Origin of the sequence: Nocardia sp. 2TAF39 (genome assembly GCF_052114905.1) — a bacterium.
In the GTDB taxonomy this organism is placed as follows: Bacteria; Actinomycetota; Actinomycetes; order Mycobacteriales; family Mycobacteriaceae; genus Nocardia.
Window position 1 is genome coordinate 18,263 of the sequence record NZ_JBFRFQ010000026.1, and the last position, 14,823, is coordinate 33,085.

At 67.2% G+C, this 14,823-nt stretch carries 15 protein-coding genes and 2 pseudogenes; 5 read left to right on the top strand and 12 right to left on the bottom strand.

What is annotated here, in order from left to right:
- Positions 1–35: 35 nt before the first annotated feature.
- Both AB4Z47_RS17770 and AB4Z47_RS17775 read right to left on the bottom strand, forming a co-directional pair.
- Entirely contained in the window at positions 36–656 is a 621-nt protein-coding gene (locus AB4Z47_RS17770) for an acyl-CoA-like ligand-binding transcription factor (protein WP_441952095.1), read from the bottom strand.
- Complete coding sequence (locus AB4Z47_RS17775; RefSeq protein ID WP_441952097.1) at positions 646–2,160, bottom strand: MFS transporter; 1,515 nt, start codon at positions 2,158–2,160, stop codon at positions 646–648. The genes AB4Z47_RS17770 and AB4Z47_RS17775 overlap by 11 nt, the downstream gene beginning before the upstream one ends.
- A gap of 130 nt (positions 2,161–2,290) precedes the next feature.
- Here AB4Z47_RS17775 and AB4Z47_RS17780 point away from each other — a divergent pair, with 130 nt between their 5' ends.
- The 3 genes from AB4Z47_RS17780 to AB4Z47_RS17790 all read left to right on the top strand — a co-directional run bounded on the left by AB4Z47_RS17780 (position 2,291) and on the right by AB4Z47_RS17790 (position 4,836).
- Complete coding sequence (locus AB4Z47_RS17780) at positions 2,291–3,568, top strand: D-alanyl-D-alanine carboxypeptidase family protein (RefSeq protein ID WP_441952099.1); 1,278 nt, start codon at positions 2,291–2,293, stop codon at positions 3,566–3,568.
- Between the two features lie 237 nt (positions 3,569–3,805).
- On the top strand, positions 3,806–4,153 hold the full coding sequence (locus AB4Z47_RS17785; RefSeq protein WP_441952100.1) for a hypothetical protein: 348 nt from the start codon (positions 3,806–3,808) through the stop codon (positions 4,151–4,153).
- Positions 4,150–4,836 carry a RibD family protein gene (locus AB4Z47_RS17790; RefSeq protein WP_441952101.1) on the top strand — a complete coding sequence of 229 codons (687 nt, stop codon included), beginning with the start codon at positions 4,150–4,152 and terminating at the stop codon, positions 4,834–4,836. The genes AB4Z47_RS17785 and AB4Z47_RS17790 overlap by 4 nt, the downstream gene beginning before the upstream one ends.
- A gap of 130 nt (positions 4,837–4,966) precedes the next feature.
- Here the strand turns inward: AB4Z47_RS17790 and yhjD are convergent, their stop codons facing one another.
- The 3 genes from yhjD to AB4Z47_RS17805 form a co-directional block, all read right to left on the bottom strand.
- Complete coding sequence (gene yhjD / locus AB4Z47_RS17795; RefSeq protein WP_441952197.1) at positions 4,967–5,998, bottom strand: inner membrane protein YhjD; 1,032 nt, start codon at positions 5,996–5,998, stop codon at positions 4,967–4,969.
- A gap of 255 nt (positions 5,999–6,253) precedes the next feature.
- On the bottom strand, positions 6,254–7,285 hold the full coding sequence (gene trpS, locus AB4Z47_RS17800; RefSeq protein WP_441952102.1) for a tryptophan--tRNA ligase: 1,032 nt from the start codon (positions 7,283–7,285) through the stop codon (positions 6,254–6,256).
- 21 nt (positions 7,286–7,306) lie between these two features.
- A complete protein-coding gene (locus AB4Z47_RS17805) occupies positions 7,307–8,239 on the bottom strand; it encodes an oxygenase MpaB family protein (RefSeq protein WP_441952104.1) in 933 nt (310 codons plus the stop codon).
- 99 nt (positions 8,240–8,338) lie between these two features.
- Here AB4Z47_RS17805 and AB4Z47_RS17810 point away from each other — a divergent pair, with 99 nt between their 5' ends.
- Positions 8,339–8,974, top strand: a complete 636-nt coding sequence (locus tag AB4Z47_RS17810) for a TetR/AcrR family transcriptional regulator (RefSeq protein ID WP_441952106.1) — start codon at positions 8,339–8,341, stop codon at positions 8,972–8,974.
- 9 nt (positions 8,975–8,983) lie between these two features.
- On the opposite strand, the gene AB4Z47_RS17815 is transcribed toward AB4Z47_RS17810, so the two are convergent.
- From AB4Z47_RS17815 to AB4Z47_RS17825, 3 genes are read right to left on the bottom strand one after another with little or no spacing between them, the layout of a single operon-like run.
- Entirely contained in the window at positions 8,984–9,475 is a 492-nt protein-coding gene (locus tag AB4Z47_RS17815) for a barstar family protein (protein ID WP_441952107.1), read from the bottom strand.
- Positions 9,475–9,963: a ribonuclease domain-containing protein gene (locus AB4Z47_RS17820; RefSeq protein ID WP_441952109.1), complete on the bottom strand. Its 489-nt coding sequence runs from the start codon at positions 9,961–9,963 to the stop codon at positions 9,475–9,477. Before AB4Z47_RS17820 ends, AB4Z47_RS17815 begins: the two co-directional genes overlap by 1 nt.
- Positions 9,960–10,739 (bottom strand): exodeoxyribonuclease III, encoded by a 780-nt coding sequence (locus tag AB4Z47_RS17825; protein WP_441952111.1) that lies wholly within the window; start codon positions 10,737–10,739, stop codon positions 9,960–9,962. Before AB4Z47_RS17825 ends, AB4Z47_RS17820 begins: the two co-directional genes overlap by 4 nt.
- 62 nt (positions 10,740–10,801) lie before the next feature.
- Here AB4Z47_RS17825 and AB4Z47_RS17830 point away from each other — a divergent pair, with 62 nt between their 5' ends.
- Entirely contained in the window at positions 10,802–11,719 is a 918-nt protein-coding gene (locus AB4Z47_RS17830; RefSeq protein ID WP_441952113.1) for an alpha/beta fold hydrolase, read from the top strand.
- 101 nt (positions 11,720–11,820) lie between these two features.
- On the opposite strand, the pseudogene AB4Z47_RS17835 reads toward AB4Z47_RS17830, so the two are convergent.
- From AB4Z47_RS17835 to AB4Z47_RS17850, 4 genes and pseudogenes are all read right to left on the bottom strand, one after another.
- Positions 11,821–11,907: pseudogene (locus tag AB4Z47_RS17835) on the bottom strand (acyl-CoA dehydrogenase family protein); the annotation flags it as partial.
- A gap of 89 nt (positions 11,908–11,996) precedes the next feature.
- The gene (locus AB4Z47_RS17840) at positions 11,997–13,163 is read right to left on the bottom strand and encodes an RNA-guided endonuclease InsQ/TnpB family protein (protein WP_441952114.1); all 1,167 of its coding nucleotides are present in this window, start codon (positions 13,161–13,163) and stop codon (positions 11,997–11,999) included.
- Positions 13,164–13,265: 102 nt separating this feature from the next.
- Complete coding sequence (locus AB4Z47_RS17845; RefSeq protein WP_441952116.1) at positions 13,266–13,523, bottom strand: hypothetical protein; 258 nt, start codon at positions 13,521–13,523, stop codon at positions 13,266–13,268.
- 97 nt (positions 13,524–13,620) lie between these two features.
- Positions 13,621–14,781, bottom strand: a pseudogene (locus AB4Z47_RS17850) (MFS transporter).
- Positions 14,782–14,823 lie beyond the last annotated feature (42 nt).

Sequence of the window (14,823 nt, forward strand, 5' to 3'; positions counted from 1 at the left end):
CGCGGCTGCGGACCGGAATCCGACCGGCCGGATCCTCAGTCCTGCTCGGCCTCGTGGCCTGGTCCGAGCGGAAGGCCCGCATCCATGAAATCCAGTAGGCGGGTGATGTTCTCGGTGTTCATCGGCGTCATCGTCGAAATGGCCAGGGCGGCGCCCGCCATCGCGCCCGCCGCCGCTCGCACCTCGAAGTCGTCGGCGGACCTGCCGATGTGATCGGCCAAGAGACCCGCGATGAGATCGATGCTGCGCATGATCTCCAAGCCGATGGCCGACCGCAGTTCAGGTACGTGATAGAGCAGCGCCTGCCGCTCCTGCTCGAAGGCAATCTCGGCGGCAGGCAGATTCCCGAAGACCTCGATCACCGCGCTACGGAAGGCGGCCATCGGCGTGACGTCGCGCGGCTGGCGGCGCAGCGCGTCGATGATCACCGGGTCGAGGTCGTCGGCGAGCACCAGCTGCTCCTTGGTCGGGAAGTAGCGGAAGAAGGTGCTCGGCGAGACATCGGCGGCAGCGGCGATCTGCTCGATCGTCGTCTCGTTGTAGCCCTGCTCGCGGAACAGCCGGAACGCCTCCAGGCGAATCGTCCGGCGGGTTCGCTCCTTCTTCCGCTCGCGCAGACCCTGCGCCGTCCCACTCGCGGGTAGCTCAACCGACATGGATCGATTCTGCCGTACCAGGCTCGGCCACCTCGACGGGTCGCTTCGCACGGACGAACGCCGCGGCGACCGCGGCCGAGAGCAGGCAGAGTGCGGCACAGGCCCACAGCATCGCGCCCATTCCGCCGACGAATGCGCTCTGCACGTGGTGCAGTATCGACGGATCGCCGAGCTTCTCAGCGGTCGCGACGCCCGCGTTGACGCCGTCGGCGAGCGGATCGCGATTCAGCTCACCCAATTCCGACCGGTATCGGGTGGACAAGACGGTGCCGAGAACCGCGACGCCGATGGTGCCGCCGCCCTGGCGCAGTGCCTGCAGCAGCGCGGACCCGGACCCGGAGCGCTCGGCGGTCAGCTCGCCCATCGCCAAACCCATGGCCGCGGGCGTCGCAAGGCCCATTCCCACGCCGAGCAGCGTGATCCACAGTGCAGTGAACCCGTACCCGCTGTCCACAGTCGTCAGCGCGCCCAGCGCGAGCGAGCCCGCGAGCAGTGCGAACCCCACAGTGAGCACTACGCGAATGCCCAGCTTCGGCAGCACCCGGTCCACCAGTCTGCTGCCGACCAGCAATCCGCCGATCAGCGGAAGCAGCCGCAGGCCGCTGCCGAGCGCGTCCACGCCGAGCACTGCCTGGAAGTACTGCGGAACGGCGAAGAACATGCCGAACATGGCGAAGTTCACCATGATGGAAAACGCTGTGCCCCATCGGAATCCGTCGGCGGCGAAGAGCGCGAGGTCCACCAGTGGATGCGCCGTCCTGTGCTGCCACAACAGGAACGCGCCGAGTAGCAGCGCTGCGGCCAGGACGGTAGCCCAGGCGGGTCCGTCGCCCCACCTCTCCTCGCCGATTCGAATGAAGCCGTACGTGAGTCCGAGCATGCCTGCTGCCGACAGCACGACGCCGGGCAGATCGATGCGGTAGCGGTAGGCGCTACGTGATTCCGGCACCAGTACGGCGACGGCGACCGCGCCGATCACCACCATCGGCACGTTGATCAAAAACACCGAGCCCCACCAGAAGTTGCGCAGCAGCCAGCCGCCCACGATCGGGCCGAGCGGCAGTCCGATCGCGGTCGAGGTGATCCAGATCGTGAGCGCGCGCTGCCGTTCAACCGGCTCGGGGAACATCGCGGGCAGCACCGACATCGACAGCGGCATCATGGCCGCCGCCGCGATCCCGAGCACGACGCGCGCTGCGATGAGCTGACCAGCCGAGCTGGACACGGTGCAGGCGATAGACGCGGCTCCAAACAGCAGCAGCGCGGCAAGCAGGAACTTCTTGCGGCCGTAGCGGTCGCCGAGCGCGCCGGCGGGCAGCATCACGGCGGCCAGCGCCAGCGTGTACGCGCTGCTGAACCACTGCAGCGCGGAGGTATTCGCGTTCAGGTCGACGGCGAGCGTGGGCAGCGCCACGGTCAGCACGGTGACATCGAGCCCAATGGTGAGCATCGCCACCGCCAGCGCGCCGAGGGCAAGCCAGCGGCGGGTCGAGTCGGATTTCATCAAGCCCTCCGGAAAGTGAATGTTAATACTTTTTGATAGTAACTCCTATTTAGCAGTAACTGTCAATACGTCAGCGGTAATCTGGATCGCCTTCGGCCTCCAGGCCGATCGCTCGCTAGGCTCACTGCCGATGAAGATCAGGGAGTTCCGTCGACGCGTCACGCTCTGCGTCGGCGCCGTGCTGGCCATCGCCGCGATCGGGTCGGCGGCCACGCCCTCGCTCGCCGCGCCGAGCACGACCACGCCGTTCGCCACCCCGAACACCGACGGCTGTCCGCAGAAGATGCAGCCGCCCGCGCCGATCGACGAATCCGAGGTGCCCGCGCCCGGACAGCCGACGCCGACGCCGCTGCCGGTCCCCACACCCCCGATCGGCGGCGCCCGACTCGGCGACTGCGGTGTGGTACTGCCACAAGACGCACCACCGGTGCCACAGGACATTTCGGCGACGGCCTGGCTCGTATCCGACCTGGACACCGGCGAGGTGCTGGCGGCGAAGGACCCGCACGGACGCTATCGGCCGGCCAGCACGATCAAGGTGCTGCTCGCCACGGTGGCACTGCGAACGCTGGATCTGGACAAGGTGGTGGTCGGCACGCAAGCAGACGCCGACGTCGACGGCACCAAGGTCGGTATCGGTTCCGGCGGGCTCTACACCAACCGGCAACTGCTGCAGGCGCTGATCATGGCCTCCGGCAACGACGCGGCGCACGCCATCGCCGCCCAGCTCGGCGGCGACGCGGCAACCGTCGCGAAAATGAACGAAGTGGCGAAGTCGTTGCGTGCCTTGGACACTCGCGCGGCCAGTCCCTCCGGCCTGGATGGCCCCGGCATGAGCACCTCAGCCTACGACCTGGCCCTGCTGTTCCGCGAGGCCATGACGATTCCGCTGTTCGCCGAGCTGATCCACACCGAGCAGGTCGACTTCCCCGGCTATCCCGCGGACCCGAGAATCCCCGGAGATACCGACCACCCCGGCTTCGCCATCGCCAACGACAACCACCTGCTCTACAACTATGAGGGCACCCTCGGCGGCAAGACCGGGTTCACCGACGACGCGCGGCAGACATTCGTCGTCGCCGCCCAGCGTGACGGCCGCAGGCTCGCCGTCACTTTATTGAAGGCCGATGTGCGCCCGCTGCGCCCGTGGGAACAGGCAGCCCGCCTGCTCGACTACGGTTTCGCGCTCCCCCGCGGCACGACGATCGGTGATATGCGCGAGACCACCGTCCAGTCCACGCAGACCGATGTCGCCGTCGCCGCACCACCCGCGAGTGGGAGCGGATATACCGCCGCGCCCCCTGCGGAGGACCGGCGTGTCAATACAAATACCCTGCTGATCGTCGGCGGCATCATTCTGATTCTCGCCCTGCTGGTCGGCGCGCGACAGGCCAGACGGCGGCGGTAGTCCGGCACGCAGAGGGCGCCCCTGGGAGGGTTCGAGGGCACACCGGCATCGACGAGTTGGCGGCCGAGCTGAACATCGTCGCGCGGACGGTAGCGAACTGGGAGGTCCAGAGCACAGCGGCACGCCTACGCCCGACCAGCCGAGAACGCGCTGGCGTCCGCGGCGCCGGAGGCCATTGTGCGGTTCGAGAGGGCCCTCGCGGACATCCGATCGCAGTTACACGAACCCGATCCCGGTATGCCCGCAACAACTACGCTGGCGAACAACACCCTCGGTCGGCAGGTGCCGATCGGCCCGGGTGCCGGTGAAACCGATCAGGTTCGGGTGCGAGCCCCGACCGCCGCTGGAGAGGTCGTCGTCGTGTCACTCCCTCGTCGCACCGTAGTCGCATACGCCCGTGCGGGCGAAGTCGAGTCCGCTGCCGCGCTTGGCCCGGCCGCAACGCAGGTCGGTGTCAGCACCGGATCGGAACGGGTCTTACACAACGTGCGCATACTCGACGATCTGCTGGACTCGGCAAGCAGCCTGCCCGACGTCGCCGAGTTCCGCACTGCCGCGCAGCGGTGGACGGTCGTCGCATCGTGACGCGCCCGTTCGTGCTCCTGTCGGTTGCGGTCAGCATCGACGGCTACATCGACGACACCAGCCCGGAGCGGCTTCTGCTGTCCAACGCCGAGGACTTCGATCGCGTCGACCAGGTCCGAGCCGAATCCGACGCCATCCTGATCGGCGCCGAGACCATCCGCAGCGATAACCCGCGCCTGATCGTCAAAAGCCGAGCCCGGCAAGCCGAGCGCGCCTCGGCTGGGCGCACGGCGCAGCCCTTGAAGGTCACTGTCACGGCCAGCGGCCACCTCGACCGGGATGCGATGTTCTGGCACCACGGTACCGAGGAGCACCGGCCCGTCGTCTACACGACAATGGCCGGCGCGCAGAAGGCAACCGAACGACTCGGCGGGCTGGCCGATGTCGTATCGCTCGGCGAGACGATCGATTTCGGCGCGATGCTCGACGATCTCGGAGGCCGCGGTGTCGGGCGGCTGATGGTCGAGGGCGGCAGCCACATGCACACCGCGTTCCTGTCGGCTGGGCTCGCCGACGAGCTGCATGTCGCGATCGGCCCCAACCTGGTGGGCGATTCCGGTGCCCCGCGGTTCCTGAACCCTGCGCAGTTCCCTGGCGGCCCGACTCGCAGGATGCGGCTGATCGACGTCACCCAGCTCGGCGATGTTGCCGTGCTGCGCTACAAGCTCAGGGAGAACCGGTGACCGAGGTGAACCATCAGCACTGGATGAACCGGGCTATCGAACTCGCCGGGCTGTGCCCGGTCGTCGAGCACCTCGACCTGTCGTAGGTCTCGGCAGGCTGCGCGTTGGTGAGTACCGGGTTGCGCGTGCGTCAACGGCGACCATGCGGTCGACGCAGTGCCGAAAGCGCCAGGGCCGCAAGGGCGCCCGCGCCGAAGAAGGCGGCGCCCACCCCTACGGACACGTCGCGGGCGCTGACCCGCGGCGCGATGACGGCGGGACCGGGCGCGGGAACGTCGGCCTCGGGTTCATTCTCGGCGGCGGTGGCGGCCCAGGCGGTGGCGAACAGGATGATGCGGTAGGTGATGTAGCTGAACACCATCAGACCGAGGATCGAGCCGAACGTGGCGCCCGCGGGACTGCTCAGTACGGAGTGTAGGTAGACCGAGCCGACGATCTTGAACGCCTCGAAAACCACCGCGGCCAGTGCCGCCGCCTCGGCCGCGCTGGCCAGCGTGACCGGCTCCCGCGGCAGCCGCGCGATGATCCAGGCGAACACCGCCCAGGAGGCGAGGAATCCCAGCAGGATCGACACCAGCGCCAGCAGCAGCCCAGCGCCAGGCAGATCGGCAAGGCCCAGGGTGCTGAGCAACTGCGCCCCGAGAGTGCTCGACGCCAATGCCGACAGCCCCAGCGAGACCACGAAGGCAAGGCCGAGGCCGATCAACGCGCCCAGATCCGAGAGTTTGGTCAGCAACCAGTTTCCGTCCGGACTCTTCTGCTCCCACTGCTCGGTGAGCGCGGCCCGCAGGTTGGCCATCCAGCCGAGGCCGGCGTAAACGCCGGCGAACAGGCCGAGGGTGCCGACCGTGCCTCGCGATTCGACCGCCTGATCGACGAGGTCGTTCAGCTGGGTGCCGAGCGAGCCAGGGATGTTGTCGACGATCTTGGTCTGTAGCTCGCCGAGCAGTTCCGGATTGCTGGACAACACGATGCCCGCGACCGCGAACGCAACCATCAACAGCGGAAACAGCGACAGGACAGTGAAATACGTGATTCCTGCGGCGTAGTAGTTACCGCGCTGTCGCTGATACCGTCCGCCCGCCCGCACCAGATGATCCAGCCACGGCAGCGCTTGTATCCGGCGTTCGATCCCGGTCTTGATGTTGTCGATCACCTGCACCATTCGCTCCTTCGAAACAAGAGCCTCGCAGGTGCCGCATAACGGGTGCAGCCGGAGGAAGTCCGTCCGCAACCCGCGCCGGGCCGAGCGAACGCTCGACGTAGCCGCTCATGCACCGCGCCGAGCGAACGCTCGACGTAGGCGCTTATGCGCCGGGCCGAGCGAACGCTCGAGGTAGGCGCTTATGCGCCGGGCCGAGCGAACGCTCGACGTAGGCGCTTATGCGCCGGGCCGAGCGAACGCGAGGCAGCCGCCCTAGCGACCCAGTAGGCCGACCCGGTCGTAAACCTGTGCGAGGGTGTTGCCGGCGATCTCGCGCGCCCGCTCCGCGCCGGCGGCGAGGATGCGGTCGAGTTCGCCTTGATCCGACAAGTACTCTTGCACTTTCGCACGCAACGGCGTGACAAATTCGACCAACGCGTCGGCGACGTCGGCTTTCAAATCGCCGTAGCCCTTGCCCTCGAAATCCTTTTCCAGCGTGACGATCGGCGCGCCGGTCAGGGAACTCAGGATCACCAGCAGGTTACTGACGCCCGGCTTCCGCTCCTGGTCGTAGCGGATCTCGCGTTCGGTGTCGGTAACCGCCGATTTCACCTTCTTGACGGTGACCTTCGGATCGTCAAGGAGGTTGATCAGGCCCGCGTCGGAGGCGGCCGACTTGCTCATCTTCGCGGTCGGGTCCTGCAGGTCGTAGATCTTCGCCGTGCCCTTGACGATGTGGGCCTCCGGGACCACGAACGTCTTCTTGAATCGAGTGTTGAAGCGCTGGGCCAGGTTTCGGGTCAGCTCCAGGTGCTGGCGCTGGTCCTCGCCGACCGGGACCTGGTGGGCGCGGTAGAGCAGGATGTCCGCGGCCATCAACACCGGGTAGGTGAACAGGCCCACGGTCGCGTTCTCCGCACCCTGCTTCACCGACTTGTCCTTGAACTGGGTCATCCGACTGGCTTCGCCGAAACCGGTGATGCAGCTGAGCACCCAGGTCAACTCGGCGTGCTCGGGCACTTGGCTTTGCGTGAACAGGGTGGACTTCTTCGGGTCGATGCCGAGCGCCAGCAGCTGTGCGGCGGCGGCCTTGGTGCGCGCCTTCAGCTCCTTGGGATCCTGCGGCACCGTGATCGCGTGCAGGTTCGGGATGAAGTACAGCGCGTCGTAGTCGTCCTGCATGGTCACCCAGTACTGCAGCGCGCCAAGGTAGTTGCCGAGATGGAAGGAGGAGCTGGTCGGCTGGATCCCGGACAGGACCCGCTGCTTGCGTTCAGCGGCCGGGGTTTGCGCAGGACTGGACATACCCCGATCTTCGCATGAGGCTCAAGCCGAATTTCGCTGCACCCAGTTGCGCGGATCGATACCGGGCATGCTCGGCCGCCCGGTGCCGGCCAATTCGTGTTCGCGCTTGGAGATCAGTTTGTAGACGGGTGCGCTCGGCCCGGCCAGCGTGCCGCGCAGCACCGGCGGCACCAGCGGGACCGACACGTGCGCGGTGCGGACGGCCCGCGACAGCGCCCGGTAGGTGACCTCGTCGCCAACACCCCAGCGCATCCCGTACATCTGGCGAATCCGCGGTGGCAGGCTGCCCTGTACCAGCAGGTAGAACGCGGAGGTGACTTGCTGCAACGGCACAGCCTGCGCATAGGGCACGCGCTGTCCGGCCAGATAGGAGCCGACCAGCCGCGCCTCGTCGGTGAGGAACAGCTCATCGGAGGCAAGGTAGCCGTCGAAGAACGCGCGGAACTCACGGTAGCTGCCCGGCGCCGCGTCCGCGGGCATGCCGAACAGCTCGCCCCAGCGCACGTAATCCTGGTAGAGGCCCTCGCGTTCGCCATCGGTCATGGTGCGCACCAGCAGGTCGTGCATCGCCTCGGCGGAGTCGAAGGTGAAGGCCATCGTCATGAACATCAGATGTGGGTCGAGCGCGGAGTAATCGGTGCCCGCCGGATGGCGTGGGCCCGCGTCCTCTGGCAGCGCGCCGCGCACCCTGGCGTGCTTCTTCGTGGTGAAGGTCAGCGCGCGGTCGGCCTCGGCCTTGCTGCCGAGGAACACGGCCTCGAACAGATGCCCGGTCAGCGCGAGCCTGGTGTAAGGCGTCATCCGATGCTCGGTGTTCTCCGCGGTACCGACGTAGAGCAGCGGGTGCACCGCCCCGACGACCAGGGCGCGCAGGCCGTACGTGAGACCTACCGCACGCTTGCTCATGACTCGCCGAATCATCGATTGGTCACTGAAATAGCCGGGCTCGGACATCGTCGCCTCCTCATCGAGAGCATCTGGCAACAGCATCCACCAGATCTACACTTCTGGCAATATCCTCTACCAGAATTGACACCGTGCGAGAATCGTGTCGTGACCGCGCAGCGGACCTATGGGGGCATTTCGGCGCAGCAGCGCCGGGCGCAGCGGCGCGCGGCGCTACTGGAGGCCGCGCTGGAGATCGTCGGGACCGAAGGGGTGGCGAAGCTGACCGTCTCCGGGTTGTGTGCGCAGGCCGGGCTCAACGAGCGGTACTACTACGAGAATTTCGACAGCCGCGACGCCGTCCTCGCGGCGCTGATCGACAGGATCGCGGAGGAACTCGCGGCCGCTATCCTCGTGGCGGTAGGCACCGCCCCAGCGGACACCCGCGCGACCGCGCACGCCGCGATCACCGCGGGCGTGCATCTGCTCACCGACGACCCGCGCAAGGCGAAAGTCGCCCTGATCGCGGGCATGGCGACGCCGGAGCTGCGTGCCCGCACCACCGAGACGGTGCGGGTGTTCGCGCGGATGGTGGCCGCGGAGGGCATCGACTTCTACCGGATGAGCGACGCCGCCCCGGACCCCGCAATCGATTTCCGCGCCATGTACCTGGTCGGCGGGTTGGTGCAGACGCTGACCGCCTGGCTCCAAGGCGACCTGAACCTCACCCGCGACGAACTGATCGAGCACACCGTCGACGTGTTCGTGCTGCTAGGCGAGGATCTGGCGGACAAGCTGACGTAAGCGCGCACGTCACAGCCGCAGCGACACGTCCTGGATGTCGGGCGCGTCCCCCTGTAACACCACACGGAAGGCCACCTCGCGCCGAGCCCAGTAGGCCGCGCAGTCGCGCATGGCCTCGGCGAACCAGTCCCGCTCGACCAGCTCGTCGGCGGCCAGCTCGGCCGAGTCGCGGACCGCGGCAACGTATCCGGGCGCGTCCCCGATGAAATCGTCCAGGTCACGGAGACATTCGTCGAAGGCGTCCTTGTTCTCGCCGAAGTAGTACGGGAACTGGAACGCGGCGGCGAACTCGTCGAAAACACCTGCGGTGGTGCGCATTTTCGCGCCGCGTAGCTCGCGCACCAGGTAGCCGGAGAGCACCTTGTCTCGCAGCCCGCTGAACTCGGCGGCGTCGACCGCGAGAACGCCGAGCGTGGGTGGTGTGGACCGAGTGGGAGTATGCTCGGCGCCTTCGCCGACCGGACGGGCAAGGAACTGCGACAACGTGACCGATTTCGGCATCAGCGCATCCTCGTGAAGGTCTTGTAGTGGTCGCCTGTATACCAGGCCGAGCCGTCACTGCCGGTGACGATGCGTTCGGCGTCCCGGGATCGGCCGGGCTGTTTCGGATTGACGTCCCACTCCTGGTAAGTGATCGGTTTACCGGATGCGTCCGCGGCGGGCAGGTCGCCGCCGCGGTTCATCCAGCGTTCGCCGCCTTTGGTGCCAGCGGCGTTCGCCGAGTCGGGCCAGCGGCCCGCGTCGATTTCGCGCAGCGTGGCGTAGGCGCGGTCCGGGACGCCGAGCGCCTGGGTGATCGGCGACGCGGAGGATCCGTGCGGGGCGGTGACACCGGGTGCCGAGGTCTGCGTCGCAGTGGCGTAAGCGCTCTCGAGGTACGTGGCGGCGGTGTTCTCGTGGCCGCCACCGCGCAGCACGAGGACCGCGACGACCGCCAGCGCCAGCGCGACCGCGCCGAGGACGCGAAACACCTTGGGCGAGAGGCTCATCGGTACTGCACCGTGACGGGCGCGTGGTCGGACCAACGCAGGTCATAGGCGGCAGCGCGTTCCACCACCGCCTGCTTGGCGCGTGCGGCGAGATCACCGCGGGCCAACTGGTAGTCGATGCGCCAGCCCGTATCGTTGTCGAAGGCGCGCCCGCGGTAGGACCACCAGCTGTACGGCCCCTCGACCCTGGGATGCAGCCTGCGCACGACGTCGACGTAGCCCGCGGCAAGCAGCTCGTCGATCCAGGTGCGCTCCTCGGGCAGGAACCCGGCCGACTTCCGGTTACCTTTCCAGTTCTTCAGATCGAGCTCGGTGTGCGCGATGTTCCAGTCCCCGCTCACCACGAAATCGCCGGTACGCGCGGCCAGGTAGACGCCGAGTTCGGCCAGGAAGCGGTACTTCTCGTCCTGGCGCACGGTGCCCGCTTCCCCCGAGTGCACGTACACGCTGGCAACGGTGACATGGTCGAAGTCCGCCTCGAGGTAGCGGCCGGACGCTCCGAACTCGCTGCTGCCGAAACCGATTCTTACCGCGTGCGGCGCGCGCCGGGACAGGATTCCCACACCGGCGCGCCCTTTGGACTCCGGCTCGGCGTGCGACAGCCACCACCCGGCATCGAGCGCGGGCGCCAGGGCGGCCCTGACCTGTTCGTCGGTGGCGCGCGTTTCCTGCAGACATACGATGTCGGCCTCAGTGGCCGTGAGCCAGGCGAGCATGCCTTTGCCCGTTGCCGCGCGGACACCGTTCACGTTCACTGTCGAGATGATGTACGGCACTACACGACCGTACAATGCTGGTCAGATGAACTCCCCCGGACACCGCCGTCCAGGAAGGGGTGATGACGATGTCGTCTGACACCTCCAAGTCCTCCGCTGCCGCCGATCGCTCCGGCACCGCCCCGCGAAAGACCGTCGCACGCGGTTGCGCCGCTCAACCCCAGCCGATCAAGGCACTGCACGTGGGTTCCGGCGACCCGCTGCTGTTACTGCACGGATTCATGCTGTCGCCGCATTGCTGGGAACAGACCGCGGCGCGGCTGTCGACACAGTGCGAGGTGTTCGCGCCCGCGTTCGCGGGTCACTGGGGCGGCGCGCCCGCGGACAACTGGTCGGTCGACGTGCACGCGCTCGCCGACCGGATCGAGGACCAGCTCGACGATCTCGGCTGGCGCACCTGCCATATCGCGGGAAACGCGCTCGGCGGCCGGGTCGGCGTCGAACTCGCCCGCCGCGGCCGGGCCCGCACGCTGACGCTGATCGCTCCCGCAGGCGGCTGGCACGCGCCCTCGCTCACCCAGCTGCGGGTCACCCTGAAATTCCTCGCACTGGTCCCGTTCGTCGAAATCGCCAAGCACCTGAGCGGATTCGCGGTGGACAACCCGATCGCCCAACGCATCACGCGGCTCGCGTTGAGCAAGAATGCCTCCGCGGTATCGCGGCGCGACACCGCGGCCGCCATCGCGGCAGCGCTGCACTGCCCCGCCATGATTCCGATGATTCTCGGCAGCATCCGTTCGCCGGAGCAGGAAGATCTATCCACCCTGCAGACGCCGGTCCGGTTGCTGCTGTCGGAATACGACCGGATCATCCCGAATCGCGTCTACGCCCGCCGCTACCTGAAGGAACTGCCCGAATCCGCCGACCGCATCCTCGTCAACGGCGTCGGCCACGTGCCGATGCTCGAGGCGCCGGACCGCATCGCCACCCTCATCGCCGAGCACGTCTACGCCAGCCGGAACCGGCTGCGCGCTGTGTGATCGGCCGCGCGGGCGCGGCGGTTCGCGGCCCCCTGGTGGCTCGCGTCCGAGCGGCCGCTGGTAGCAGCACAATATTTTCCGGACGAGCCAGGATTTGGGAACTACTGCGCGAGCAGGCTCTTGGCGATGTGCGTCACTTGGATTTCGTTGCTGCCCGCGTAGATCATCAGCGACTTGGCGTCGCGCGCGGTATTCGGTCATTTGACGTCCTCTCCCGCCTGAAGGCGGGAGATTCCGGCCTGTGCGGGCTGTGCCGCGCTTCCGGTGGGTTCCTGCTTCAACGCCGACTGCTCGACCGAGGCCGAGGCCGAGGCCGACACCAGCTCCACAAGCGTTGGACTGGCCGCACGCCCTGCGGCCAGATATTCCTCGCGGCGTTCACATCCCGATCATGGGTCACACCGCACATGCACGTCCACTCCCGGACCTGCAATGACTTCTTTCCGCCCAGCGCTCCACAAACCGAGCAGAGCTGCGAGGACGGGAACCAGCGATCCACCTTGCCGAAGTGTCGGCCGTACCGCGCGGACTTCTCCTCCAACATGCGAGTGAACATGCTCCATCCGGCGTCGTGGACCGACTTCGCCAACCTGGTACATGCCAAACCTTTGACGCACAGGTCCTCGACGAACACCGCTTGGTTGTCGCGGATGATCGCCGTGGACTGCTTGTGCGCGTGATCCCGTCGCGCGTCGGCCACCCTGGCGTGAGCACGAGCCACCCGAACCCGCGCCTTGGCACGGTTCCTGCTGCCCTTGTCCTTGCGGGACAAGGACTGCTGCGCCTTGCGGAGTTTGCGTTCGGCGCGGCGAAGGAACCTCGGGTTCTCGACCACGGTGTCGTTCGACAACACCGCGAACGAAGTCAGCCCCAAGTCGATACCGACCTCGGAATCCGACTGCGGCAGCAGCTCGGACTCGACTTCGACCACGAACGAAGCGAAATACCGGGCCGCCGCATCCTTCACGATCGTCACGCTCGATGGCTCGGAAGGCAGCTCTCGCGACCAGCGAACCGGTTTAACCCCAACCTTCGGCAGCCGAAGCCTGCGCCCAGCCGTAACCGCGAACCGGGAGTTCTTGGTGAACCGGATCGACTGCCGATTGTCCTTGCGAGACCGGTACTTCGGTGCCGCGACCCTCGCACCCTTTCGTATGCCGCCCACCGACGTAAAAAAGTTTCGGTAGGCAACATTGAGGTCGGCGACTGCCTGCTGAAGAACCACCGACGACACTTCCCGGAGCCATTTCCGCTCCGAAGTGTGTTTCGATTCGGTGAGCCGCTTGGACAGTTCTCCGTCGCTGATCCGCTGCCCGGCCGCGAAAGCTTCCTGCCGCGCCCGCAGTGCATCGTTGTACACCACGCGGGCACATCCGAATGCCTTCGCCAACGACCGCTGTTGTCCCACAGTGGGATACAGGCGGAAGTTGTACCGAAACTGCACACTCTGACCCTACCGTTGGTTCATGACCGAATATGGCAACTGTTCGCACGGCAGAAACCGCGTTTTCATGCTGCACACGCACTTGGCACAGGACCGCCCGGTTCAGGGCACGCCCGGCCCTGACGGGCTCCCGCGTGGGCCGGCGGCCGCTGCCCCGCGTGCCCGCTGCTCGACCAGCATCTTGTCCACGGCCTCGGCGCCCATGGCATCGATCCCGAACTGGCTGAACAGTTTTCGAATGATCGGGTACGGCGGCAGTTCGCCGCGGTCGAGCACGTCCAGGTTGGGGCGGATCTCCTTGTCGATGAACGCCCGGACGGCATAGCGGATCAGCACATCGGTCTCGGACCATTCGAACATCGTCGTTACACTTACATACATCCCTGTATGTTCCGACGAGCGGTGGGCAAAGGTAGCAAAGGGGCCGATGCCGCAACAGGGACCACTCGCGCTGGGGTCAGGGTTGGGTGGCGGGGCGGCGGGCGATCCAGGTGGTGAGGAGAAAGAGGAGGATGCCGAGCACAGCGAGACCCGCGCCGACGATGGCGGGAGCGCAATAGCCCAGGCCCGCGGCGATGACGATGCCTCCGAGCCAGGCACCGGCGGCGTTGGCGGTGTTCAGGGCGGCGTGGTTCAGGGCGGCAGCGAGCGTTTGGGCGGCGGCCGCGACATCCATCAGACGGGTCTGCAGGCCAGGCGACAACACGGCCCCGGAGGCTCCGACCAGGAATGCCCCGACGGCCGCGGTGTACGGGTTGTGTGCGGCGGCGACGAAACCGGCGAGGACGACGGCCATGGCGATCGCGAAGATCGCTCGGTCCACACCGCGGTCGGCCAGCACGCCGCCGGCGATGTTGCCGACCACCATGCCGACGCCGAACAGCATCAACACCACGGGCACCAGTCCAGCCCGCATTCCCGCGACGTCGGTGAGCGTGGTCGCGATGTAGGTGTAGACGGCGAACATGCCGCCGAAGCCGACGGCACCGACCAGCAGGGTCAGCAACACCTGCGGGCGGCGCAGCGCCCCGAGTTCGGTCATCGGGTTGGTCGCTTTGATGCCGGTGAGTTCCGGGACGAAATGGATCAGGGCCGCGACGGTGGCGACGCCGATCACCGCGACCACCACGAACGCGTCGCGCCAGCCCAGATGCTGGCCGAGCCAGGTGGCGGCGGGAACGCCGACGACATTGGCGGCGCTCAACCCCAGCATAACTGCGGCAATCGCCTTGGCGCGCTACCCCACCGGGGCGAGCGTAGCGGCGGCGAGCGAGGCGACACCGAAGTAGGCGCCGTGCGGCAACCCGGAGACGAACCGCGCGAGCACCAAGGTCTGGAACGAGGGTGCCAGTACGGTGGCCACGTTACCCAGGGTGAACGCCACCATCAGCGCGACGAGCAATCGCTTGCGCGGAACTCGCGCGCACAGTGCGGCGATCACCGGAGCGCCGATCACCACGCCGAGCGCGTAGGCCGACACCGCGTGCCCCGCGATCGGTTCGGAGACTCGCATGGCGGAAGCGATGTCTGGCAGCAAACCCATGGCGACGAATTCGGTTGTGCCGATGCCGAATCCGCCGAGCGCCAGCGCCAGCATGGCGGGAATGTGCCACCGCATCCGCTCAGCCTCGTCGGGGCGTGCAGTCGTACGAGTGGCTAC

Excerpts from the sequence above, each read along its gene's own strand:
- AB4Z47_RS17770 (WP_441952095.1), bottom strand. The coding sequence starts at position 656 with ATGTCGGTTGAGCTACCCGCGAGTGGGACGGCGCAGGGTCTGCGCGAG.
- AB4Z47_RS17775 (WP_441952097.1), bottom strand. The coding sequence starts at position 2,160 with ATGAAATCCGACTCGACCCGCCGCTGGCTTGCCCTCGGCGCGCTGGCG.
- AB4Z47_RS17780 (WP_441952099.1), top strand. The coding sequence starts at position 2,291 with ATGAAGATCAGGGAGTTCCGTCGACGCGTCACGCTCTGCGTCGGCGCC.
- AB4Z47_RS17785 (WP_441952100.1), top strand. The coding sequence starts at position 3,806 with ATGCCCGCAACAACTACGCTGGCGAACAACACCCTCGGTCGGCAGGTG.
- trpS (WP_441952102.1), bottom strand. The coding sequence starts at position 7,285 with ATGTCCAGTCCTGCGCAAACCCCGGCCGCTGAACGCAAGCAGCGGGTC.
- AB4Z47_RS17805 (WP_441952104.1), bottom strand. The coding sequence starts at position 8,239 with ATGTCCGAGCCCGGCTATTTCAGTGACCAATCGATGATTCGGCGAGTC.
- AB4Z47_RS17815 (WP_441952107.1), bottom strand. The coding sequence starts at position 9,475 with ATGCCGAAATCGGTCACGTTGTCGCAGTTCCTTGCCCGTCCGGTCGGC.
- AB4Z47_RS17820 (WP_441952109.1), bottom strand. The coding sequence starts at position 9,963 with ATGAGCCTCTCGCCCAAGGTGTTTCGCGTCCTCGGCGCGGTCGCGCTG.
- AB4Z47_RS17830 (WP_441952113.1), top strand. The coding sequence starts at position 10,802 with ATGACGATGTCGTCTGACACCTCCAAGTCCTCCGCTGCCGCCGATCGC.
- AB4Z47_RS17845 (WP_441952116.1), bottom strand. The coding sequence starts at position 13,523 with ATGTTCGAATGGTCCGAGACCGATGTGCTGATCCGCTATGCCGTCCGG.